The sequence below is a fragment of the Pseudomonas sp. WS 5021 genome, assembly GCF_012985535.1.
In the GTDB taxonomy this organism is placed as follows: Bacteria; Pseudomonadota; Gammaproteobacteria; order Pseudomonadales; family Pseudomonadaceae; genus Aquipseudomonas.
Genome location: NZ_JAAQWP010000001.1, coordinates 199,950 through 221,883 on the forward strand (window position 1 = coordinate 199,950; position 21,934 = coordinate 221,883).

The window sequence follows — 21,934 nt, forward strand, 5'->3', positions numbered from 1 at the left end:
TTACTGCCCGCTTTGCTCATCTAGGACAACCTGATACAGCGCTTCATTGGTGCTGGCGCTACGCAGTTTCTTACGTACTTCTTCACGGTCGAGCATGCTGGCGATCTGCCGGAGCAGCTCCAGGTGTGCATCGGTGGCCGCTTCCGGGACCAGCAGGACGAACAGCAGGTCAACCGGAGCGCCATCGATGGCGTCGAAATCAGTGGGGGCGTCCAGGTGCAGCAGGGCGCTTACCGGTGTTTCACAGCCTTTGAGGCGGCAATGAGGAATAGCGATGCCGTTGCCAAAACCGGTCGAGCCAAGTTTTTCACGGGCGATCAGGGCCTCATACACGTCTTGCATCACCAGTTCAGGCACTTCGCGGCTGATCAGGTTGGCAATCTGTTCGAGGGCTTTCTTTTTACTGCCGCCCGGCGCGTTCACGAGGGAACGGCCGGGGGTCAGGATGGTTTCAAGTCGAATCATGGGGGGGGAGTGTTAGCGGCCTGTGCCTTGAAGAAGGCTCTGCTGCTTTTCCTTATGCTTTTTGATTTGGCGATCCAGCTTGTCGGTCAGGTCGTCAATGGCGGCATACATGTCTGAATGCTCTGCATTGGCGACTACTTCCCCGCCGGGTATACGCAAGGTGGCTTCGATTTTCTGCTTCAGCTTTTCGACAGACATGATGACTTGCACATTGGTGATCTTGTCGAAATGCCCCTCAATTCGTTTGAGTTTTTCGCTGATGTAGGCGCGCAGCGGTTCGGTCACTTCCAGTTGGTGTCCACTGATGTTGACTTGCATACAGCTTCTCCTTCGTTGCCAGTGCATAAAGCGGCGGGTAGGGATACCCGCCACTGGAACGCTGTGGCCTGCCCGTCACATCAACCGCTTACGCTCGCTGGAAGGCGCGATCCCAAGGGACTCGCGGTACTTGGCGACGGTTCGACGGGCGACCTGAATGCCTTGTGCTTCCAGTAAACCAGCGATCTTGCTGTCACTCAACGGCTTTTTCTGATTTTCCGCCGCAACCAGTTTTTTGATGATCGCGCGGATCGCCGTGGACGAGCATTCGCCGCCCTCGGAGGTGCTGACGTGGCTGGAGAAAAAGTATTTCAGCTCATATATACCCCGTGGGGTATGCATGAATTTCTGCGTAGTGACCCGGGAAATAGTCGATTCATGCATGCCGACAGCCTCGGCAATGTCATGCAGTACCAGCGGCTTCATCGCTTCGTCGCCGTACTCCAGGAAGCCGCGCTGATGCTCGACGATCTGGGTGGCCACTTTCATCAAGGTCTCGTTGCGGCTTTGCAGGCTCTTGATGAACCAGCGTGCTTCCTGCAACTGGTTGCGCATGAACGTGTTGTCGGCACTGGTATCGGCCCGGCGCACGAAGCCTGCGTACTGCGGGTTGACCCGCAGGCGTGGCACCGATTCCTGGTTCAGTTCCACCAGCCAGCGCTCGTTGTCCTTGCGCACAATTACGTCAGGTACGACATATTCGGCTTCGCTGGACTCGATCTGCGAGCCTGGGCGCGGGTTGAGGCTCTGTACCAGTTCGATGATCTGGCGCAGGTCATCTTCCTTGAGCTTCATCCGGCGCATCAGCTGGCTGTAGTCGCGGCTGCCCAACAGGTCGATGTAATCGGTGACCAGGCGTTGGGCCTCGGTCAGCCACGGTGTCTTGGCGGGCAGTTGGCGCAATTGCAGCAACAGGCACTCGCTGAGGTTGCGCGCGCCAATGCCGGCAGGCTCGAACTGCTGGATGCGGTGCAGGACGGCTTCGATTTCGTCCAGCTCGATATCCAGCTCCGGGTCGAAGGCCTCGAGGATTTCTTCAAGGGTTTCGTCCAGGTAGCCCTGATTGTTGATGCAGTCGATCAGGGTCACGGCGATCAGGCGATCGGTGTCGGACATCGGGGCAAGGTTCAGTTGCCACAGCAAGTGGCTCTGCAGGCTTTCGCCGACGGAGGTGCGGGTGGTGAAGTCCCACTCGTCATCATCGTTGCTGGGCAGGCTGCTGGCGCTGGTCTGGTAGACATCTTCCCAGGCCGTATCCACCGGCAGTTCATTGGGGATGCGTTCGTTCCATTCGCCTTCTTCCAGGTTATCCACCGTGGGTGCGGTTTCCTGGTAGGACGGTTCCTGGACGTCAGTGTTGGGTTTTTGCTCTATGTTGTCGGCCAGCGGGTCGGCATTATCGAAGTCGTCGCCTTCTTCCTGGCGTTCGAGCATCGGGTTGGACTCCAGGGCCTCCTGGATTTCCTGTTGCAGGTCCAGGGTCGACAATTGGAGCAGGCGGATGGCCTGTTGCAGCTGCGGTGTCATCGTCAGCTGCTGGCCCATTCTCAGGACTAGCGATGGTTTCATGGCAGGGGCTTAACACCTTATTCGCCGGCGCAATGCGCCATCCACGACAGGGCGCGTGAGCGCCAAACATAAGCAAATTATATGCCTGATATCGGGGGCTTTGCCTAGAGCGCGGTAACAATAAAAATAATGAGGTTTTTATTGACTCCCGCGCCTGATGGCGAATGTCCTGACACCCCAGCGCTTACAGGCGGAACTCGTGCCCCAGGTACACTTCCTTGACCAGTTCGTTGGCCAGGATGGTGGCGGAGTCGCCTTCGGCAATCAGTTGGCCGTCGTTGACGATGTAGGCGGTTTCGCAGATATCCAGGGTCTCACGCACGTTGTGGTCGGTGATCAGTACGCCGATCCCCTTGGCCTTGAGGTGATGGATGATCTGCTTGATGTCGCCTACCGAAATCGGGTCGACACCGGCGAAGGGTTCATCCAGCAGGATGAACTTCGGTGCAGTGGCCAGGGCGCGGGCGATTTCCACGCGACGGCGCTCGCCGCCGGACAGGCTCATGCCGAGGTTGTCGCGAATGTGGTTGATGTGGAACTCCTGGAGCAGGCTTTCCAGCTCCTGGCGGCGTCCGTCGCGATCCAGTTCCTTGCGGGTTTCAAGGATCGCCATGATGTTGTCGGACACCGACAGTTTGCGGAAGATCGACGCCTCCTGGGGGAGATAGCCGATCCCGGCCCGTGCACGACCGTGCATGGGCTGGTGGCTGACGTCCAGGTCGTCGATCAATACGCGACCCTGGTCCGCCTGGACCAGGCCGACAATCATGTAGAAGCAGGTGGTCTTGCCGGCACCGTTGGGGCCAAGCAGGCCGACGATCTGGCCGCTGTCGATCGACAGGCTGACGTCGCGCACGACCTGACGGCTTTTATAGGCCTTGGCCAGATGCTGGGCTTTCAGGGTTGCCATTACTGGGCCTTCTTCTTCGGCTGGATAACCATGTCGATGCGCGGACGTGGCGCAGTGACCTTGGTGCCATTGGCGCGGCCGGCAGTGGCTACCTGCTTGACGGTGTCGTAGACGATTTTCTCGCCTTCGGTCGAGTTGCCGTCACTGCTGATCACTTTGGCGCGGTCGGTCAGTACGATGCGATTCTGCGGGGCATGGTACTGGATGGTCACGCCGTAGCCCTTGATCGGAGCTGGGTCGGTCGCCGCCTGTTGCTGCTCGAAATAGGCCAGGTTGCCCACCGAGGTCACGACGTCGATGTCGCCAGCCGGGGTGCGGGTCAGGGTCACGGTATTGCCGGTAATCTTCATCGAGCCTTGAGTGATGATTACGTCGCCCTTGTAGGTCGCGATACCTTGTTTGTCATCCAACTGCGCATCGTCAGCCTGAATGTGGATCGGTTGCTGGCTATCGTTCGGCAGAGCCCAGGCGCTCACGCTTCCCAGTGCTGCGCCCAGACCGAGCAAAATAGGGAGGGTTTTAACGAGCCTCATACTGTCCTCTTACGTTCGATAGCAGGTGTATCCTGCTTTCTTTCAAATACGCTTTCATTCCCTTGCCAGTCGATACACCGCCAGCGCCGTCGATTCTAACGTCTTGCTCGGTCTGCGCATATTGCTTCTGTGGGAATACGGTCATGCGACTGCTGGTAATAATGGTGTCGCGGTTCTGGGCGTCAGTGCGGGCAACACGCACCGAGTCGATCAGCTCCACTTCGGTACCGTCCGGGTTGACCTCGCCACGCTTGCTGGTGACGTGCCACGGAAATTCGGTGCCGCGATACAGGTTCAGGTCCGGATTGGTCAGCAGTGTGACCTCCGAAGCCTTCAGGTGTTCGACCTTGTCCGACGTCATTTCGTACTGCACCTTGCCGTCTGGCAGGAACTGCACGCTGTAGGCGTTGGTGGCGTAATAGTCGATGGCGCCCTGGTCGACCTGCGCGACAGGCTGGTCGAGGAAGCGCTCCGGGCTGATATTCCAGTAGCCCACCGCGAGGAACAGCGCGGCGATGGCTGCGAATATCAGGAAGTTGCGAATCTTTTTGCTCAGCATAGAAGGCTCTATAGGTAGGCGGCGTGGGCCGCTTCAAGGCTGCCCTGGGCGCGCAGGATCAACTCGCAGAACTCGCGCGCGGCACCTTCGCCGCCACGGGCCTGGGTAATGCCGTGGGCGTGTTCGCGAACAAATGACGCGGCATTGGCCACCGCCATGCCCAGGCCGACGCGGCGAATCACCGGCAAGTCAGGTAAGTCGTCACCCAGATAGGCGACCTGCTCATAGCTTAGGTTGAGTTTCCCAAGAAGCTCATCCAGGACCACCAGTTTATCCTCGCGGCCCTGATACAGGTAAGGAATCCCCAGGTTTTGTGCGCGGCGTTCCACGACCGGGGTCTTGCGACCACTGATAATCGCGGTTTGCACGCCAGAGGCCATCAGCATCTTGATGCCCTGGCCGTCCAGCGTGTTGAACGTCTTGAATTCACTGCCGTCTTCGAGGAAGTACAGGCGGCCATCGGTCAGCACGCCGTCCACATCGAAAATTGCCAGTTTGATGGCCTTGCCCCGTTGCAACAGGTCGTTGCTCATTTACATCACTCCTGCGCGCAGCAAATCGTGCATGTTCAGGGCGCCAATCGGATGATCGGCATCATCGACCACCACCAGGGCGCCGATTTTATGATCTTCCATGATCTTCAGGGCTTCCGCCGCGAGCATTTCGGCGCGGGCGGTCTTGCCGTGGGGGGTCATGACTTGATCGATAGTCGCGGTATGGATATCGATGGTGCGGTCCAGGGTGCGACGCAGGTCGCCGTCGGTGAACACCCCGGCCAGGCGCCCGTCGGCCTCGAGGATCACGGTCATGCCCAGGCCCTTGCGGGTCATTTCCATCAGCGCGTCCTTGAGCAGGGTGCCGCGCTGTACCTGTGGCAGCTCATCGCCAGCATGCATGACGTTCTCCACTTTCAGCAGCAGGCGACGGCCAAGGGCGCCACCCGGGTGGGAAAAGGCGAAGTCTTCGGCGGTAAAACCACGGGCTTCCAGCAGGGCTACGGCTAGCGCGTCGCCCATGACCAGGGCGGCGGTGGTGGAGGAGGTCGGCGCCAGGTTCAGTGGGCAGGCTTCATGGGTCACATGCACGTTCAGGTTCACTTCGGCGGCCTTGGCCAGCGTCGAGTCCGGGTTACCGGTCATGCTGATCAGCTTGATGCCCAGGCGCTTGATCAGGGGCAGCAGGGTCACGATTTCGTTGGTGGTGCCGGAGTTGGACAGGGCGACGATCACGTCGTCGCGGGTAATCATGCCCATGTCACCGTGGCTGGCTTCGGCCGGGTGCACGAAAAAAGCCGTGGTGCCGGTGCTCGCCAGGGTGGCGGCAATCTTGTTGCCGACATGGCCTGACTTGCCCATGCCGACCACGACAACCCGGCCTTTACTGGCCAGGATCATCTCGCAGGCGCGTACGAAATCTGCGTCGATATGGGCCAGCAAGCCTTCTACGGCTTCAAGCTCGAGGCGGATGGTGCGTTGTGCGGATTGAATAAGGTCGTTGGATTGGCTCATGTCTGAAATCGTATAGCCTGACGAAAAGTCGGCGATTATAGCGGGATTGAGCAATTCCCTCACGCAAGTTCGTCAGCTGTTGTTCTTCTAGAGAGTGAGATCAGTCCCAAATGCGCTTTTTACCTGTCCTGTTTCTGAACAAGCGCTGCTGCGGCCTTGGGCGCTCTACGTCAGCAGTGATATAGTTCGCCGCCAGTTCGGTCCGCGCAGCGCACATGTGTCTAACTGTCGCAAGCAGTTGTCCCAAGCATGGTGTCTGAGTGAGAAGCTGCATCCCAAGGAGTTTAGATGAGTGCCGATAACGCCTACGCGGTCGAGCTGAAGGGCCTTTCCTTCAAGCGCGGTACGCGCAGCATCTTCAATAATGTCGATATTCGCATTCCCCGCGGCAAGGTGACGGGCATCATGGGCCCTTCCGGTTGCGGCAAGACGACCCTGCTGCGCCTGATGGGCATGCAGTTGCGTCCGACTGCCGGGGAAGTCTGGGTCAATGGCCAGAACCTGCCGACCCTGTCGCGCAGCGACTTGTTCGATGCGCGCAAGCACATGGGGGTGCTGTTCCAGAGCGGTGCTCTGTTCACCGACCTCGATGTTTTCGAAAACGTCGCGTTCCCGCTGCGGGTGCACACCCAGCTGTCCGAAGAAATGATTCGTGACATTGTTTTGTTGAAGCTGCAGGCCGTCGGCCTTCGCGGTGCCATCGACCTGATGCCAGATGAACTCTCCGGCGGTATGAAGCGGCGTGTCGCCCTGGCGCGGGCGATTGCGCTCGATCCGCAGATCCTCATGTATGACGAGCCGTTCGTCGGCCAGGACCCTATCGCCATGGGTGTACTGGTGCGCCTGATCCGCCTGCTCAACGATGCGCTGGGCATCACCAGTATCGTGGTTTCCCACGACCTGGCCGAAACCGCGAGCATTGCCGACTACCTCTATGTGGTCGGCGATGGCCAGGTATTGGGCCAGGGCACGCCTGAAGAGCTGATGAACGCTGATAACCCGCGCATTCGCCAATTCATGACCGGCGATCCTGATGGCCCGGTGCCTTTTCATTTTCCGGCAGCGGATTACCGCGCAGATCTCCTGGGGAAGCGCTGATGCGCAAGACATCTTTAATCGAGAAGGTTCGCCTTTTCGGTCGTTCCGGCATCGACATTGTCGAAGTGCTCGGGCGTTCGACGATTTTCCTGTTTCACGCCTTGCTGGGCCGCGGCAGTATCGGCGGCGGTTTTGGCTTGCTGCTCAAGCAGTTGCACTCGGTGGGCGTGATGTCCCTGGTGATCATCGTGGTCTCCGGGGTTTTCATCGGCATGGTGCTGGCGTTGCAGGGCTTCAATATCCTGTCCAGCTACGGTTCCGAGCAGGCGGTGGGGCAGATGGTTGCGCTGACGCTGCTGCGTGAACTGGGGCCGGTGGTCACCGCGTTGCTGTTTGCCGGGCGCGCCGGTTCTGCGTTGACTGCGGAGATCGGCAACATGAAGGCCACCGAGCAGTTGTCCAGCCTGGAAATGATCGGCGTGGACCCGCTCAAGTACATCGTTGCCCCGCGCCTGTGGGCCGGCTTCATTTCCCTGCCTCTGCTGGCGATGATTTTCAGCGTGGTCGGGATCTGGGGTGGCTCATGGGTGGCAGTGGACTGGCTGGGGGTCTACGACGGCTCCTACTGGGCCAACATGCAAAACAGCGTGACGTTCAGCGGTGACGTGCTCAATGGCATTATCAAGAGCATCGTCTTCGCCTTCGTCGTGACTTGGATCGCCGTATTCCAAGGCTATGACTGTGAGCCCACTTCAGAAGGGATCAGTCGTGCCACCACCAAGACCGTTGTGTACGCCTCGCTGGCGGTACTGGGTCTTGACTTCATTTTGACCGCCTTGATGTTTGGAGATTTCTGATGCAAAACCGCACTGTGGAAATCGGTGTCGGCCTTTTCTTGCTGGCTGGCATCCTGGCTTTACTGTTGCTTGCCCTGCGAGTCAGCGGCTTGTCGGCCAGCTCCAGCGCCGACACCTATAAACTTTACGCCTACTTCGACAATATCGCCGGTTTGACGGTCAGATCCAAAGTGACCATGGCCGGTGTGACCATCGGCAAGGTCACGGCAATCGATCTGGACCGCGACAGCTTCACCGGCCGAGTGACCCTGCAACTGGACAAGAAGGTAGATAACCTGCCGACTGACTCCACGGCGTCTATCCTCACGGCGGGTCTGCTGGGCGAGAAGTACATCGGTATCAGCGTGGGCGGGGAAGAAGCCTTGCTCAAGGATGGTTCGACCATTCATGACACACAGTCGTCGTTGGTGCTGGAGGACCTGATCGGTAAATTCCTGCTTAATACGGTTAGTAAAGACGCCAAATGAGGAGTTTGTTCATGATCTCAACCTTGCGACGTGGCCTGTTGGTGCTGTTGGCAGCCTTGCCATTGATGGCTAACGCCGTGGCAGCGCCTTCGGCGCACGACATAATTGATAGAACCACCAAAGAGCTGCTGGCTGACCTTGCCGCAAACAAAGAGCAGTACAAGCAGAGCCCAAGCGCGTTCTACGATGCCCTCAACGGTATCGTGGGCCCGGTGGTCGATGCTGATGGCATCTCCCGCAGCATCATGACCGTCAAGTACTCGCGCAAGGCCACGCCTGCGCAGATGCAGCGCTTCCAGGAAAACTTCAAGCGCAGCCTGATGCAGTTCTACGGCAACGCCCTGCTGGAATACAACAACCAGGGTATCGTCGTATCTCCGGCCAAGGATGAGTCCGGCAACCGTACCAGCGTGGATATGCAGGTCAAGGGCAACAATGGCTCGATCTACCCGGTTTCCTACACCCTCGAGAAAATCAACGGTGAATGGAAAGTGCGCAACGTGATCATCAACGGCATCAACATCGGCAAGCTGTTCCGTGACCAGTTCGCCGATGCCATGCAGCGCAATGGCAACGACCTGGACAAGACCATCGATGGTTGGGCCGGCGAAGTGGCCAAGGCCAAGGAAGTGACCGAAGAAGCTGCAGAGAAGCAGGCCCCATGACTGAGTCGGCTGTTCGTCAAGGCCAGGCCGGCGAGCTGCTCTTGAGTGGCGTGCTCGACTACAGCACCGGGCCGGCCCTGCGCAAGCAGGGCCAGGCGCTGATCAATGCCAGCACTGCGTCGGCAGTGGTTATCGACTGCTCGGCGGTGGTGAAGTCCAGCAGTGTTGGCTTGTCATTGCTCCTGTGTTTCCTACGCGACGCCGCGGCGGTCAACAAACCTGCCAGTATTCGTGCATTACCCGAGGATATGCGGGAAATTGCCCAGGTTTGCGGTCTGGCCGAGCTGTTGGCGCATCCTTAATACACATTATTGAAGAAGCCCCCCGTCAGAGTCCTGCTATGCGGGGTTCGCAGGCGCGGGGCTTTTTTGTATGATGTGCGACCCGCGCGCACTGGGCGCCGATAGAGGTTGAGCATGCAGGCCCTAGAAGTTAAAAGCTTCCTTGAAGGAAAGCTGCCGAATACTGAGGTTGCAGTTGAAGGCGAAGGCTGCAATTTCCAGCTGAACGTGATTAGCGATGAACTGGCGGCATTGAGCCCGGTCAAGCGTCAGCAGCAGATCTATGCCCATTTGAACCCGTGGATCACCGATGGCAGCATCCATGCGGTCACTATGAAATTTTTCAGCCGCGCGGCCTGGGCCGAGCGCACCTGAGCCCCCAAGGCGTCGAGATTCTTATGGATAAATTGATTATTACCGGCGGTGCCCGTCTTGATGGCGAAATCCGTATCTCCGGGGCTAAAAACTCGGCCTTGCCGATCCTGGCTGCTACCTTGCTGTGTGATGGCCCGGTTACCGTAGCCAACCTGCCGCACCTGCACGACATCACCACCATGATCGAGCTGTTCGGTCGCATGGGCATTGAGCCGGTGATCGACGAGAAGCTGTCGGTCGAAATCGACCCGCGCACCATCAAGACCCTGATCGCCCCGTACGAACTGGTGAAAACCATGCGTGCCTCGATCCTGGTACTGGGCCCGATGGTTGCCCGTTTCGGCGAAGCCGAAGTGGCACTGCCTGGCGGTTGCGCCATTGGTTCGCGGCCGGTGGACCTGCACATCCGTGGCCTTGAAGCCATGGGTGCAACCATCGACGTCGAAGGCGGCTACATCAAGGCCAAGGCGCCGGAAGGCGGCCTGCGTGGCGCGAACTTCTTCTTTGATACCGTCAGCGTGACCGGTACCGAGAACATCATGATGGCCGCTGCCCTGGCCAACGGCCGCAGCGTCCTGCAAAACGCCGCGCGCGAGCCGGAAGTGGTCGACCTGGCCAACTTCCTGATCGCCATGGGTGCCAACATCACTGGCGCCGGCACCGACACCATCACCATCGACGGTGTGAAGCGCCTGCACTCGGCTACCTATAAGGTCATGCCGGACCGTATCGAGACCGGTACCTACCTGGTTGCTGCTGCCGTCACCGGTGGTCGCGTCAAGGTCAAGGATACCGATCCGACCATCCTGGAAGCGGTCCTGGAAAAACTGCGCGAAGCGGGTGCCGAAATCACCACCGGCGAAGACTGGATCGAGCTGAACATGCACGGCAAGCGGCCAAAAGCCGTCAACGTGCGTACCGCTCCGTACCCGGCGTTCCCGACCGACATGCAGGCGCAGTTCATCTCCCTGAACGCGATTGCCGAAGGCACCGGTGCTGTGATCGAGACCATCTTCGAGAACCGCTTCATGCACGTGTACGAACTGCACCGCATGGGCGCCAAGATCCAGGTCGAAGGCAACACAGCCATCGTCACCGGTATCGAGCAGCTCAAGGGCGCGCCAGTAATGGCCACCGACCTGCGGGCTTCGGCTAGCCTGGTGATCTCGGCGCTGTGCGCTGACGGCGACACCCTGATCGATCGCATCTACCACATAGACCGTGGCTACGAGTGCATCGAAGAAAAACTGCAGATGCTCGGCGCAAAAATTCGCCGCGTACCGGGCTAGTCCCCACTGCTCGGGCGCAGGGAAGCGCCCGCCCGAGGTGTGCACAGGCACGCCTTGGCTGAATTTGTTTCAAATCGAGGCTGTAATGGCCTCGATCTGTGTCTGGCGCCGTTTGCGACCGGACAGCAATAGCCTGATGAAGGACTGACGTTTCCCATGTTGACCATCGCACTGTCCAAGGGCCGCATCCTTGACGATACTTTGCCGCTTCTGGCTGAAGCGGGCATCGTGCCGACCGAGAATCCGGACAAGAGCCGCAAGCTGATCATCCCCACGACCCAGGACGACGTTCGCCTGTTGATCGTGCGGGCTACCGACGTGCCGACCTACGTGGAACATGGCGCCGCCGACCTTGGTGTCGCCGGTAAAGACGTGTTGATGGAATACGGCGGCCAGGGCCTGTACGAGCCGCTGGACCTGCGTATCGCCCTGTGCAAGCTGATGACTGCCGGTCGTGTCGGTGACGTCGAGCCAAAAGGCCGCCTGCGGGTGGCCACCAAGTTCGTCAACGTCGCCAAGCGTTATTACGCCGAGCAAGGCCGCCAGGTCGATATCATCAAGCTCTATGGCTCGATGGAACTGGCACCGCTGATCGGCCTGGCCGACAAGATCATCGACGTGGTCGACACCGGCAACACCCTGCGCGCCAACGGCCTGGAACCCCAGGACTTTATCGCTGACATCAGCTCCCGCCTGATCGTCAACAAAGCTTCGATGAAAATGCAGCACGCCCGGATCCAGGCGTTGATCGACACCCTGCGCAAGGCAGTGGAGTCTCGACACCGCGGTTGACTCACCTGCGCGGCCCTAGGTCGCGCCCGTCTATCCGCCTCATAGCCAGAATTCTCAGGTGCCCAAGCGGAAACGACTGCTAGTTTAGGGCGCCTGAGTTTTTGCCAATACTATTGAGGCCCTCGCTATGACCACGTCCACTGCAATTGCCCGACTCAACGCTGCCGACCCGGATTTCGCCCATCATCTGGATCATCTGCTGAGCTGGGAAAGTGTGTCCGACGACTCGGTCAACCAGCGGGTGCTCGACATCATCAAGGCCGTGCGTGAGCGCGGCGATGCGGCGCTGGTGGACTTTACCCGCCAGTTCGACGGCCTGGACGTCAAGTCCATGGCCGACCTGATCCTGCCCCGCGAACGCCTGGAGTTGGCCCTGACGCGCATCACCGCGCCCCAGCGTGAAGCCCTGGAAGTCGCGGCCGCGCGGGTGCGTAGCTACCACGAAAAACAGAAGCAGGATTCCTGGAGCTACACCGAGGCTGATGGCACGGTGCTGGGGCAGAAAGTCACGCCCCTGGACCGCGCCGGCCTGTACGTGCCAGGCGGCAAGGCTTCGTACCCGTCGTCGGTGCTGATGAATGCCATTCCCGCCAAAGTTGCGGGCGTGACCGAAGTGGTCATGGTGGTCCCGACCCCGCGCGGTGAAATCAACGAACTGGTGCTGGCTGCCGCTTGCATCGCAGGCGTTGACCGCGTGTTTACCATCGGTGGCGCCCAGGCCGTCGCCGCGTTGGCCTATGGCACCGAAAGCGTGCCGAAAGTAGACAAGGTGGTCGGCCCCGGCAACATCTATGTCGCCACCGCCAAGCGCCATGTGTTTGGCCAAGTCGGGATCGACATGATCGCCGGCCCTTCGGAAATCCTCGTGGTGTGCGACGGCCAGACCGATCCGGACTGGATCGCCATGGACCTGTTCTCCCAGGCCGAGCACGACGAAGACGCCCAGGCGATCCTGGTCAGCCCCGACGCCGAGTTCCTCGACAAGGTGGCGGCGAGCATCAACAAGTTGCTGCCGACCATGGACCGCGCCGAGATTATCGAGAAGTCGATCAATGGCCGGGGTGCGCTGATCCAGGTGCGGGACATGGAACAGGCTATCGAAGTGGCCAACCGCATTGCCCCTGAGCACTTGGAGCTGTCGGTGGCCGACCCACAGGCCTGGCTGCCATCGATTCGCCACGCCGGTGCGATCTTCATGGGCCGCCACACCAGCGAAGCCCTGGGTGACTACTGCGCCGGCCCCAACCACGTGTTGCCGACCTCGGGCACTGCGCGATTTTCGTCGCCGCTGGGGGTGTATGACTTCCAGAAGCGCTCGTCGATCATCTTTTGCTCGCCACAAGGTGCTTCCGAGCTAGGCAAGACCGCCTCGGTGCTGGCCCGTGGTGAATCGTTGAGCGCGCACGCCCGCAGCGCCGAATACCGCATCGTCAAGGGGGAGTAAGACATGAGCAAATTCTGGAGCCCTTTCGTCAAGGACCTCGTGCCTTACGTGCCCGGCGAGCAGCCGAAGCTGACCAAGCTGGTCAAGCTCAACACCAACGAAAACCCCTATGGCCCGTCGCCCAAGGCCCTGGCGGCGATGCAGGCCGAGTTGAACGACAACCTGCGTTTGTACCCGGACCCCAACAGCGACCTGCTCAAGCAGGCCGTGGCCAAGTACTACGGGGTGGATGGAAGCAAGGTCTTCCTCGGTAACGGTTCCGACGAAGTCCTGGCGCATATCTTCCACGGTCTGTTCCAGCACGACCTGCCACTGTTGTTCCCGGATATCAGCTACAGCTTCTACCCGGTGTACTGCGGCCTGTATGGCATCACCTCGGCCCCGGTGCCGCTGGACGAGCAGTTCCAGATCCGCGTGGCGGGCTACGCCAAGCCCAACGGCGGGATCATCTTCCCCAACCCGAACGCGCCGACCGGCTGCGTGCTGGCGCTGGACGCGGTGGAGCAGCTGCTCAAGGCCAGCCCGGATTCGGTGGTGGTGGTCGATGAGGCCTATATCGACTTCGGCGGCGAAACCGCCATCAGCCTGGTGGATCGCTACCCCAACCTGCTGGTCACCCAGACCCTCTCCAAATCGCGCTCACTGGCCGGTTTGCGGGTAGGCCTGGCGGTGGGGCATCCGGACCTGATCGAGGCGCTGGAGCGGGTCAAGAACAGCTTCAACTCCTATCCGCTGGATCGCCTGGCGATTGTCGGCGCGGCGGCGGCCTTTGAAGATCGTGAATACTTCGAGAAGACCTGCCAATTGGTGATCGACAGCCGCGAGAAGGTGGTTGCGCAGTTGCAGGACAAAGGCTTTGAAGTGCTGCCGTCGGCTGCCAACTTCATCTTCGCCCGCCACCCACGGCACGACGCGGCCAGCCTGGCGGCCAAGCTGCGTGAGCAAGGGGTGATCGTGCGGCACTTCAAGCAGGAGCGGATTGCCCAGTTCCTGCGGATCAGCATCGGTACGCCTGAGCAGAACCAGGCGTTGATCGATGGCTTGGGCGATCTTTAAGCCTTAGATCTATATTGGCTGGACTGGCCTCATCGCGGGCAAGCCCGGCTCCCACATTGGAATGCGTTCCCATGTGGGAGCCGGGCTTGCCCGCGATGAGGCCATCAGCAACACCGACAGTCCCTAACCTTCAGAGCAACGGCTCGTCCGGCTTCTTGTGCTTCCAGCCATCATTGCCCGGCAGCAGCAGGTTCAGGCCAATCGCTACCACCGCGCACAGGGCGATGCCCTTGAGGCCGAAATCGTCCGGGCCAGTGCCGGTGCCGATCAGCACACCACCTATCCCGAACACCAGGGTCACCGACACAATCACCAGATTGCGCGCCTCCCCCAGGTCGATCTTGTGACGGATCAAGGTGTTCATCCCCACCGCCGCAATCGAACCGAACAGCAGGCACAGAATCCCGCCCATCACCGGCACCGGAATGCTCTGCAGCAGCGCGCCGAACTTGCCGACAAAGGCCAGGGTGATGGCAAATACCGCCGCCCAGGTCATGATTTTCGGGTTGTAGTTCTTGGTCAGCATCACCGCGCCGGTCACTTCGGCGTAGGTAGTGTTGGGCGGGCCGCCGAACAGGCCAGCCGTGGTGGTGGCGATGCCGTCGCCCAATAGCGTGCGATGCAGGCCGGGCTTTTTCAGGTAATCGCGACCGGTCACGCTACCCACGGCAATCACGCCGCCGATGTGTTCAATGGCCGGTGCCAGGGCTACCGGGACGATGAACAGAATCGCCTGCCAGTTGAATTCCGGCGCGGTGAAGTGGGGCAGGGCGAACCACGGGGCGGCGGCGATCTTCGCGGTGTCGACCACGCCAAAGTAGAACGACATGCCAAAACCCACCAGCACCCCGGCAATGATCGGCACCAGGCGGAAAATGCCCTTGCCGAATACGGCCACGATCAGCGTGGTCAGCAGCGCCGGCATCGAGATCAGCATTGCCGTCTGGTAGTGGATCAACTCGGCACCGTCGCCCGACTTGCCCATTGCCATGTTCGCGGCAATCGGCGCCATGGCCAGGCCGATGGAGATGATCACCGGTCCGATCACCACGGGCGGCAGCAGCCGGTCGATAAAACCGGTGCCTTTGATCTTCACGGCCAGGCCGAGGAAGGTGTAGACGAAACCCGCCGCCATCACCCCGCCCATGGTCGCCGCAAGGCCGAATTGGCCCTTGGCGAGAATGATCGGGGTGATAAAGGCAAAGCTCGAGGCCAGGAACACCGGCACTTGGCGCCCCGTGACGACCTGGAACAGCAATGTGCCCAGGCCTGCGGTAAACAGCGCAACGTTTGGATCAAGACCTGTGATCAGTGGCATCAACACCAGCGCGCCAAATGCTACGAAGAGCATTTGTGCGCCAGACAGGATCTGGCGCCAAAGCGGGTCGTTGAATTCATCCTGCATGCTCACGCGTCCTTCTGCTTGGTGCCGAAGATCTTGTCGCCAGCATCGCCCAGGCCCGGAATGATATAGCCGTGCTCGTTCAGGCGCTCATCGATGGACGCGGTATAGATCACTACATCCGGGTGCGCTTTTTCGACGGCGGCAATACCTTCGGGAGCAGCGACCAGCACCATGGCGCGGATGTCCTTGCAGCCGGCTTTCTTCAGCAGATCGATGGTGGCAACCATGGAGCTACCGGTGGCCAGCATCGGGTCGATGATCATCGCCAGGCGCTCGTCGATTTCCGGGACGAGTTTTTCCAGGTAGGTGTGGGCCTGCAGGGTCTCTTCGTTGCGGGCGACGCCCACAGCGCTGACCTTGGCGCCCGGGATCAGGCTCAGCACGCCTTCAAGCATGCCGATACCGGCGCGCAGGATCGGCACCACGGTAATTTTCTTGCCGGCGATTTTCTCGACCTGGACGGGACCGCACCAACCGGGGATCTCGTAGTTTTCCAGGGGCAAATCTTTGGTGGCTTCGTAGGTGAGCAACGCTCCGACTTCCTGAGCAAGCTCACGGAAGTTCTTCGTGCTAATGTCGGCGCGGCGCATAAGGCCGAGCTTGTGTCGGATCAGCGGGTGGCGGATCTCACGGATGGGCATGGGGAAAGGCTCCGGCGGCGGGCAAAAAAACCGGCCTAGATTAATCTATCCGAGGGTGTTGTCCTATAGACAACCAGTACGTTAGTCCATAAAGGCTTGAACGTTGCGTCCCAGAGGCGTACCTTCGCCCGCTTTTCTTGCCACAGTACCCCTGGAGAGCGCCATGTCCGCTGATCTCGAGCATATCCGTCAAATCATGCACGAGGCTGACTGCCTATACACCGAAGCGCAAGTCGAAGAGGCTATCGCCAAGGTCGGCGCGCACATCACCCGTGAAATGGCCGATACCAACCCGGTGGTGTTCTGTGTGATGAACGGCGGTCTGATTTTCGCCGGCAAATTGCTGACTCATCTGCAATTCCCGCTGGAAGCGTCCTACTTGCACGCCACGCGCTATCGCAACGAAACCAGCGGCGGCGACCTGTTCTGGAAGGCCAAGCCGGAAGTGTCGTTCATCGACCGTGACGTGCTGATCATCGATGACATCCTCGACGAAGGTCATACCCTGGGCGCGATCATCGACTTCTGCAAACACGCCGGCGCGCGCAAAGTGCACACCGCCGTGCTGATCGACAAGGACCACGACCGCAAGGCCCGCCCAGACCTGAAGGCTGATTATGTTGGCCTGCCGTGCATCGACCGTTACATTTTCGGTTACGGCATGGACTACAAGGGCTACTGGCGCAACGCCAATGGCATCTTTGCCGTGAAGGGGATGTAAGCCATGGCGCGTTTTCTTGATCAGTCGCTGTTTGCCGAATTGGCCGAGAAAGCCGCCCTCAACCCCCGTGGCCGGCAGAACGTCAACTTCCACCAGATGGAAGAGCCTTGCCATCGCATGGCTGTTGGGTTGCAGCCACACACTTATGTGCAGCCCCATCGTCATCTCACCGCTGACAAAGCCGAGACCCTGCTGGTACTCAAGGGGCGCCTGGGCATTCTGATCTTCAGCGAGTCAGGCGAGGTCCTGGAGCGGCGCGTCTTGCAGGCGGGTGGAGATTGCCTGGGTGTCGACCTATCGCCCGGCGTTTTCCATGGCCTGGTGGTGCTTGAGCCCGACACGATGATGTTCGAGTGCAAGGCCGGCCCCTATCGCCCGGTGGGCGAGGGCGAACTGGCCACCTGGGCGCCCCGGGAAGGCGAGGCTGGCATGGCTGAGTATCATCGCTGGATGCTGGCCCAGTTCGATTGAACCTGGCAGCAAAAAACAGGTGGGCTTGTGTGGGAGCGGGCTTGTCGGGTCGCCGCATCGCCGCGATAGCGGAGTGTCAGGTTAGATATATTCGACTGACCCACCGCCATCGCGGCGATGCGGCGACCCGACAAGCCTGCTCCCACATAGAGCCTCGTGGCTTCCGAACCTTGTGTCCCGCAGGTAGACTTCCACTCCCGTGTAAATGTCTGCAGGCTGGAGTCGGCAATGCGTAAAGATAAGAAACAAGTGATTGGTGACGAGATCGGCGACGATCAGATCAAGCTGTTCCTGGATTTTGAACCGGTCGACGCCACTTCACCGTCCCTGCACAAACTGATCAAAGCCTATCGCGGCCTGCGCATCGATGACTTCGGACGTTTCCTGACCTTTTTCAAAGAGGCCGGGCTGGACCTTGACGGCAAGGATGAGCATGGCCAGACCTTCGTCGATCTGATCAAGGACCAGCGCAACGCGGACGAGTACATCGAGCTGATCGAACAAGCCCGCGGCTGATTTCCAAGACATACAAAAACGCCCCGTTCTCATCACGAGAGCGGGGCGTTTTTTGTCTTTTTGTAGGCGTCAGGCGTAGCTTGCGGCCTCGCTACCTTGCTCAACCAGCTCCAGGCTGATGTTGTTCTGCACGCTGATCTTGCGATACAGCTCGGCATCGGTTTCCAGGACTTTTTCCCGGGCCGGGAAGATCTCCTGCAGCTTGGCCGCCCACTCGCCGGCCGCCTGGGTCGGGAAGCAGCGTTCGATCAGATCCAGCATGATCGAAACAGTCACCGAAGCACCTGGAGAGGCGCCCAGCAGTGCCGCCAGCGAACCGTCCTTGGCCGCGACCAGCTCGGTGCCGAATTGCAGCACGCCGCCTTTCTTCGGGTCTTTCTTGATGATCTGCACCCGTTGGCCGGCCACTTCCAGGCGCCAGTCCTCGGCTTTGGCTTCGGGGTAGAAGCGGCGCAGGGATTCCAGGCGCTGCTCCATGGACTGCATCACTTCGCTGACCAGGTACTTGGTCAGGTCCATGTTGTCCCGGGCCACGGCCAGCATCGGGCCGATGTTGCCCAGGCGAATCGACATCGGCAGGTCAAGGAACGAACCGAACTTGAGGAACTTGGTGGTGAAGCCAGCATATGGCCCGAACAGCAGGGATTTCTTGCCATCCACCACGCGGGTGTCCAGGTGCGGCACCGACATCGGCGGCGAACCCACGGCGGCCTGGCTGTAGACCTTGGCCTGGTGCTGCTTGACCACTTGCGGGTTGTCGCAACGCAGCCACTGGCCGCTGACCGGGAAACCGCCAAAGCCCTTGCTCTCTTCGATACCTGAGGCTTGCAGCAGCGGCAGGGCCGCGCCGCCGGCGCCGAGGAACACGAACTTGGCGTCGACATGGCGCGTGTTGCCGCTGTTGACGTCCTTGATGCTCACGGTCCAGCCAGCACCATTGCGCTTGAGGCCGGTGACGCGCTTGCTGTACTTGACCTGGGCATCGGCCGAGCTGCTCAGGTGCGCGAGCAATTGGTTGGTCAGAGCGCCGAAGTTGACGTCGGTGCCGTTCATCACGCGGGTCGCGGCGATTTTTTCGTCAGCCGGGCGGCCCGGCATCATCAGCGGCATCCACTCGGCCATTTCGGCACGGTCTTCGGTGTAGTGCATATCCGAGAACGCGTGGTGCTGGCTGAGGGTTTCAAAGCGCTTCTTGAGGAACGACACGCCTTTTTCGCCCTGCACGAAGCTCAGGTGCGGCACTGGGCTGATAAAGGACTTGGACGAGCCAAAGGTGCCTTTTTTGGTCAGGTACGCCCAGAACTGCTTCGACACCTCGAACTGGGTGTTGATGTGCACGGCTTTTTTGATGTCGATGGAGCCATCACCCGCCTGCGGGGTGTAGTTCAGCTCGCACAGGCCGGCGTGGCCGGTACCGGCGTTGTTCCACGGGTTGGAACTCTCCGCGGCACCCGAATCCATCAGCTCAACGACTTCCAGCTTGAGGCCGGGGTCGAGCTCCTTGAGCAGCACGGCAAGGGTGGCACTCATGATGCCCGCACCTACCAGTACTACGTCGACTGCTTCGTTATGCGCCATTTAACGCGTCTCCAAAATCTGCAGCACCAAATTGACGGCATGGCTGCCAGGAGTGACGGGGCGGTTCACGTGATGCCCCAGGTTACCCATGGCCAGGATCGCCATGTCCGATTCTTCGCAATTTTTTTGCAACTTCAGCGGACGCTGCCGACCAGGCCTTATCTGCATATGAACGCATTTAAGGGGCCCTGTGGCAATTCGACTTATGGTCAAGTACGTCCGATCGTGCAACCAAATCCGTAGCGGACAGGCTTCAAGCTCCGGTTTTTGAGGAGTACTCGGTCCTGTGTGGTTGGGCAGTGCCAGACGTTGATGGTGCTTGTACAAACGCAAAACTATTCATTTGCTCGCCACACTCTTGTGAAGTTGTGAAAACCCGTTTTTTTCACGCTCTTTTGAAGACGTGAACCTCAAAAAAGGGCTGCCCCAGCCTGGCACCTGGCCCGAAATCACTGCCGACACGCGGCATAACGGGCAAACAACTCAAGTGGCCGAGCGCAATGGCAGCTCTGGCAGATTCGGTAAAGGCGCAGGTTTGCAGACAAAACAGCCAGCTCGCCAGCTTCACTCGATCTGTGTGGGCGGCTCTCTGTGGGCGGTGCGGGGGAGCTAATACCAGGGCATTAGCGATGCTGCGAGGCCCGATCAGGAGACGTCCTTATAATCGGGGGGAGATTGTAGCGAAGAACTGTCGGGAAATGGACGTGTTTTATGACTTTTATTAGCGCTTCGGTCAGGCGGTCAACGGCAGGCGGTGTGATGACCGTGCGCGGCGCGGGCTGACACGGGCGCGGGCGGGCAGAGGATGGTGCATCCAGCTCAGGCGGATCTCCTGGACTTCGACCCAGCCTTCGCCCACGGGCGGCTGGCTGCATTGCTTGAAGGCCTGGCAGCGACCTTGCGAGTCGAGCAGGGCAAAGTTGCGATGGGCGGGCGTGCGCGCGAAAAAGCGCCAGAGAAGATTGAGCATGGCGGGCCTCCTGAGAATGACGCCAAGCATATCTGTCAAGAATGACATCTGGGTGACACTGAGTCGCTGCACGCAGGCCTGGACCTGAGGTTGTAACTGGCGCTAGTTCCAGGCGGTGACGCGCCGCTATACTGGCGCACTGTCGGTACCTGAATTCTGGAGAGAAAAGCATGTTGCAACGCCTGTTGTTCGGTTTGATCACTGTGACCAGCTTGACCCTGGTTGGCTGCGCCCACAGCCCGCAGCAACTCAGCCCGCAACCCAAGCTCACCACCCAGTTGGCGCCTGTGGGCCATGGCCAGCCGGTCTCGGTGCGTGTGGTTGATGGCCGTCCGTCGCCAACCCTGGGTACCCGCGGTGGCCTGTACCCGGAAACCAGCGCCATCACGGTGACCGGTGCCGACGTGCTGCCCAAGCTGCAAGCCCAGGCCGAAGCGGCTGTGCGCCTGCTGGGCTTTACCCCGACCAGCAACTCGCCAGGCGCACCGCAACTGACGGTGACCCTGGCCGAGCTGAAGTATCAGTCGCCCAAGGAAGGCCTGTACGTGACCGAAGCCACCATCGGCGCGACCTTCCGCTCTGATGTGTCGGCCGGCAACCGCCGCTACAACGGCCGTTACGCTGCGTCCCTGGACCAGCGCTTTGGTATGGCGCCGAACCAGGAAACCAACACCAAGCTGGTCAGCGACGTGTTGAGTGATGCCCTGACGCGTCTGTTCAAGGACCCAAGCATCGGCCAGATCCTCAGCTCGCAGTAATCGGTTGTAAAAAAGCCGGGCCCCGCTAAGGGCCCGGCTTTTTTGTGTCTGCTGCGGTCATGCCGCCGTTTCGACATAAAAGTCCAGCACACTCACTCCCGTCAACAGATCCAGCTCTGGCAGGTCGGCATGCTGATGCCCGCCGAGGGCGCAATACACCAGCCAGTGCCGGTCCTGGACATTGAACGCCAGGCCGCCGACCAGCGCCTCTTGCTCATCGGTAGGGGCGATCAGGTACAGCCGATCCTGGTTCTGCGCGTGCAACATGACAAGCTCCCGGGTGTGCGAAGGGCAACAGAGTGGCTTGTTAAGGTGACGTTCAGGTGACGCTGTAAATTACTCGATACATTAGTCGTCAATGGGGGAGGGAGCTGTGAGGCGCAGGAGGGCGCAATTCGTTCAGGTTTGTATCTGAATGGATACCTGGTCACTGTTACACCGAGGTTTTTGATGTCGCTGCCGGCATTATTGCTAAATACCGCTGCCTTGTTGATCGCCTGCCCAGGCGCCGGGCTGTTGTTTGTGACCCGCCTGCGCGAGCAGCGGGCGATGGCTCGACTCACCGCGCAAAGTGAAGATAGAGCGATTGATCAACCGATGTTGTTCCTGGATGTGCGTACCGAGCGCAGTCATCGCCTTGGCTACCGCCTAGGGTTTGCCTGTATCGGGCTGGCGCTTGTCGTCTCTTGGCTCAGCACTCAATTGTAAAAATACCCAAAACCAATGTGGGGGCGGGCTTGCCCGCGAT

The 21,934-nt window shown here is 60.0% G+C and carries 28 protein-coding genes; 15 read left to right on the forward strand and 13 right to left on the reverse strand.

Annotated features, from left to right (window positions below):
* The 8 genes from ptsN to HBO19_RS00985 all read right to left on the reverse strand — a co-directional run bounded on the left by ptsN (nucleotide 1) and on the right by HBO19_RS00985 (nucleotide 5,862).
* On the reverse strand, nucleotides 1–465 hold the full coding sequence (ptsN, locus tag HBO19_RS00950) for a PTS IIA-like nitrogen regulatory protein PtsN (protein ID WP_029291796.1): 465 nt from the start codon (nucleotides 463–465) through the stop codon (nucleotides 1–3).
* A 12-nt stretch (nucleotides 466–477) separates the two neighbouring features.
* Nucleotides 478–783 (reverse strand): ribosome-associated translation inhibitor RaiA, encoded by a 306-nt coding sequence (gene raiA, locus HBO19_RS00955; protein ID WP_032860085.1) that lies wholly within the window; start codon nucleotides 781–783, stop codon nucleotides 478–480.
* A gap of 75 nt (nucleotides 784–858) precedes the next feature.
* Nucleotides 859–2,352 (reverse strand): RNA polymerase factor sigma-54, encoded by a 1,494-nt coding sequence (locus HBO19_RS00960; RefSeq protein ID WP_169950879.1) that lies wholly within the window; start codon nucleotides 2,350–2,352, stop codon nucleotides 859–861.
* A gap of 184 nt (nucleotides 2,353–2,536) precedes the next feature.
* On the reverse strand, nucleotides 2,537–3,262 hold the full coding sequence (gene lptB, locus HBO19_RS00965) for an LPS export ABC transporter ATP-binding protein (RefSeq protein ID WP_029291791.1): 726 nt from the start codon (nucleotides 3,260–3,262) through the stop codon (nucleotides 2,537–2,539).
* On the reverse strand, nucleotides 3,262–3,795 hold the full coding sequence (lptA, locus tag HBO19_RS00970; protein ID WP_169950877.1) for a lipopolysaccharide transport periplasmic protein LptA: 534 nt from the start codon (nucleotides 3,793–3,795) through the stop codon (nucleotides 3,262–3,264). Before lptA ends, lptB begins: the two co-directional genes overlap by 1 nt.
* Entirely contained in the window at nucleotides 3,782–4,354 is a 573-nt protein-coding gene (gene lptC / locus HBO19_RS00975; protein WP_170056739.1) for an LPS export ABC transporter periplasmic protein LptC, read from the reverse strand. Before lptC ends, lptA begins: the two co-directional genes overlap by 14 nt.
* Before the next feature lie 8 nt (nucleotides 4,355–4,362).
* Nucleotides 4,363–4,887: an HAD family hydrolase gene (locus HBO19_RS00980; RefSeq protein ID WP_032860082.1), complete on the reverse strand. Its 525-nt coding sequence runs from the start codon at nucleotides 4,885–4,887 to the stop codon at nucleotides 4,363–4,365.
* Nucleotides 4,888–5,862, reverse strand: coding sequence for a KpsF/GutQ family sugar-phosphate isomerase (locus tag HBO19_RS00985; RefSeq protein ID WP_169950873.1), 975 nt, complete (start codon nucleotides 5,860–5,862; stop codon nucleotides 4,888–4,890). It lies immediately after the preceding gene.
* Nucleotides 5,863–6,150: 288 nt separating this feature from the next.
* Here HBO19_RS00985 and HBO19_RS00990 point away from each other — a divergent pair, with 288 nt between their 5' ends.
* The 10 genes from HBO19_RS00990 (at nucleotide 6,151) to hisC (ending at nucleotide 14,126) form a co-directional block, all read left to right on the forward strand.
* Nucleotides 6,151–6,960, forward strand: coding sequence for an ATP-binding cassette domain-containing protein (locus HBO19_RS00990; protein WP_038443322.1), 810 nt, complete (start codon nucleotides 6,151–6,153; stop codon nucleotides 6,958–6,960).
* A complete protein-coding gene (gene mlaE / locus HBO19_RS00995; RefSeq protein ID WP_170056740.1) occupies nucleotides 6,960–7,757 on the forward strand; it encodes a lipid asymmetry maintenance ABC transporter permease subunit MlaE in 798 nt (265 codons plus the stop codon). Before HBO19_RS00990 ends, mlaE begins: the two co-directional genes overlap by 1 nt.
* Complete coding sequence (gene mlaD / locus HBO19_RS01000) at nucleotides 7,757–8,224, forward strand: outer membrane lipid asymmetry maintenance protein MlaD (protein ID WP_076963541.1); 468 nt, start codon at nucleotides 7,757–7,759, stop codon at nucleotides 8,222–8,224. Before mlaE ends, mlaD begins: the two co-directional genes overlap by 1 nt.
* A gap of 11 nt (nucleotides 8,225–8,235) precedes the next feature.
* Nucleotides 8,236–8,889 (forward strand): ABC transporter substrate-binding protein, encoded by a 654-nt coding sequence (locus tag HBO19_RS01005; protein WP_169950869.1) that lies wholly within the window; start codon nucleotides 8,236–8,238, stop codon nucleotides 8,887–8,889.
* Nucleotides 8,886–9,191 (forward strand): STAS domain-containing protein, encoded by a 306-nt coding sequence (locus tag HBO19_RS01010; protein ID WP_169950867.1) that lies wholly within the window; start codon nucleotides 8,886–8,888, stop codon nucleotides 9,189–9,191. The genes HBO19_RS01005 and HBO19_RS01010 overlap by 4 nt, the downstream gene beginning before the upstream one ends.
* Nucleotides 9,192–9,305: 114 nt before the next feature.
* Complete coding sequence (locus HBO19_RS01015) at nucleotides 9,306–9,545, forward strand: BolA family protein (RefSeq protein ID WP_010567702.1); 240 nt, start codon at nucleotides 9,306–9,308, stop codon at nucleotides 9,543–9,545.
* 23 nt (nucleotides 9,546–9,568) lie between these two features.
* On the forward strand, nucleotides 9,569–10,834 hold the full coding sequence (murA, locus tag HBO19_RS01020) for a UDP-N-acetylglucosamine 1-carboxyvinyltransferase (protein WP_029291769.1): 1,266 nt from the start codon (nucleotides 9,569–9,571) through the stop codon (nucleotides 10,832–10,834).
* 156 nt (nucleotides 10,835–10,990) lie between these two features.
* A complete protein-coding gene (gene hisG, locus HBO19_RS01025) occupies nucleotides 10,991–11,626 on the forward strand; it encodes an ATP phosphoribosyltransferase (RefSeq protein ID WP_003188599.1) in 636 nt (211 codons plus the stop codon).
* A 127-nt stretch (nucleotides 11,627–11,753) separates the two neighbouring features.
* Entirely contained in the window at nucleotides 11,754–13,070 is a 1,317-nt protein-coding gene (gene hisD / locus HBO19_RS01030; protein ID WP_169950862.1) for a histidinol dehydrogenase, read from the forward strand.
* Between the two features lie 3 nt (nucleotides 13,071–13,073).
* The gene (gene hisC, locus HBO19_RS01035; RefSeq protein ID WP_170056741.1) at nucleotides 13,074–14,126 is read left to right on the forward strand and encodes a histidinol-phosphate transaminase; all 1,053 of its coding nucleotides are present in this window, start codon (nucleotides 13,074–13,076) and stop codon (nucleotides 14,124–14,126) included.
* Between the two features lie 130 nt (nucleotides 14,127–14,256).
* On the opposite strand, the gene HBO19_RS01040 is transcribed toward hisC, so the two are convergent.
* Both HBO19_RS01040 and upp read right to left on the reverse strand, forming a co-directional pair.
* Complete coding sequence (locus tag HBO19_RS01040; RefSeq protein WP_169950858.1) at nucleotides 14,257–15,531, reverse strand: uracil-xanthine permease family protein; 1,275 nt, start codon at nucleotides 15,529–15,531, stop codon at nucleotides 14,257–14,259.
* 2 nt (nucleotides 15,532–15,533) lie between these two features.
* Nucleotides 15,534–16,172 (reverse strand): uracil phosphoribosyltransferase, encoded by a 639-nt coding sequence (gene upp, locus HBO19_RS01045; RefSeq protein ID WP_029291751.1) that lies wholly within the window; start codon nucleotides 16,170–16,172, stop codon nucleotides 15,534–15,536.
* 163 nt (nucleotides 16,173–16,335) lie between these two features.
* On the opposite strand from upp, the gene HBO19_RS01050 reads away from it, so the two are divergent.
* The 3 genes from HBO19_RS01050 to HBO19_RS01060 all read left to right on the forward strand — a co-directional run bounded on the left by HBO19_RS01050 (nucleotide 16,336) and on the right by HBO19_RS01060 (nucleotide 17,880).
* Nucleotides 16,336–16,893: a hypoxanthine-guanine phosphoribosyltransferase gene (locus tag HBO19_RS01050; RefSeq protein WP_078046900.1), complete on the forward strand. Its 558-nt coding sequence runs from the start codon at nucleotides 16,336–16,338 to the stop codon at nucleotides 16,891–16,893.
* Between the two features lie 3 nt (nucleotides 16,894–16,896).
* Nucleotides 16,897–17,364: a WbuC family cupin fold metalloprotein gene (locus HBO19_RS01055; protein WP_169950856.1), complete on the forward strand. Its 468-nt coding sequence runs from the start codon at nucleotides 16,897–16,899 to the stop codon at nucleotides 17,362–17,364.
* 228 nt (nucleotides 17,365–17,592) lie between these two features.
* Complete coding sequence (locus tag HBO19_RS01060; RefSeq protein ID WP_170056742.1) at nucleotides 17,593–17,880, forward strand: PA4642 family protein; 288 nt, start codon at nucleotides 17,593–17,595, stop codon at nucleotides 17,878–17,880.
* A gap of 69 nt (nucleotides 17,881–17,949) precedes the next feature.
* Here the strand turns inward: HBO19_RS01060 and mqo are convergent, their stop codons facing one another.
* Both mqo and HBO19_RS01070 read right to left on the reverse strand, forming a co-directional pair.
* Nucleotides 17,950–19,458 (reverse strand): malate dehydrogenase (quinone), encoded by a 1,509-nt coding sequence (mqo, locus tag HBO19_RS01065; protein ID WP_169956399.1) that lies wholly within the window; start codon nucleotides 19,456–19,458, stop codon nucleotides 17,950–17,952.
* A 733-nt stretch (nucleotides 19,459–20,191) separates the two neighbouring features.
* Nucleotides 20,192–20,428: a hypothetical protein gene (locus tag HBO19_RS01070; RefSeq protein WP_169956397.1), complete on the reverse strand. Its 237-nt coding sequence runs from the start codon at nucleotides 20,426–20,428 to the stop codon at nucleotides 20,192–20,194.
* A 170-nt stretch (nucleotides 20,429–20,598) separates the two neighbouring features.
* Between HBO19_RS01070 and HBO19_RS01075 the strand changes: the two genes are divergently transcribed.
* Complete coding sequence (locus HBO19_RS01075) at nucleotides 20,599–21,186, forward strand: YajG family lipoprotein (protein WP_032860068.1); 588 nt, start codon at nucleotides 20,599–20,601, stop codon at nucleotides 21,184–21,186.
* A 57-nt stretch (nucleotides 21,187–21,243) separates the two neighbouring features.
* Here the strand turns inward: HBO19_RS01075 and HBO19_RS01080 are convergent, their stop codons facing one another.
* Complete coding sequence (locus HBO19_RS01080; RefSeq protein ID WP_032860067.1) at nucleotides 21,244–21,453, reverse strand: hypothetical protein; 210 nt, start codon at nucleotides 21,451–21,453, stop codon at nucleotides 21,244–21,246.
* A 183-nt stretch (nucleotides 21,454–21,636) separates the two neighbouring features.
* Here HBO19_RS01080 and HBO19_RS01085 point away from each other — a divergent pair, with 183 nt between their 5' ends.
* On the forward strand, nucleotides 21,637–21,894 hold the full coding sequence (locus HBO19_RS01085; RefSeq protein WP_169956395.1) for a hypothetical protein: 258 nt from the start codon (nucleotides 21,637–21,639) through the stop codon (nucleotides 21,892–21,894).
* Nucleotides 21,895–21,934: the final 40 nt, after the last annotated feature.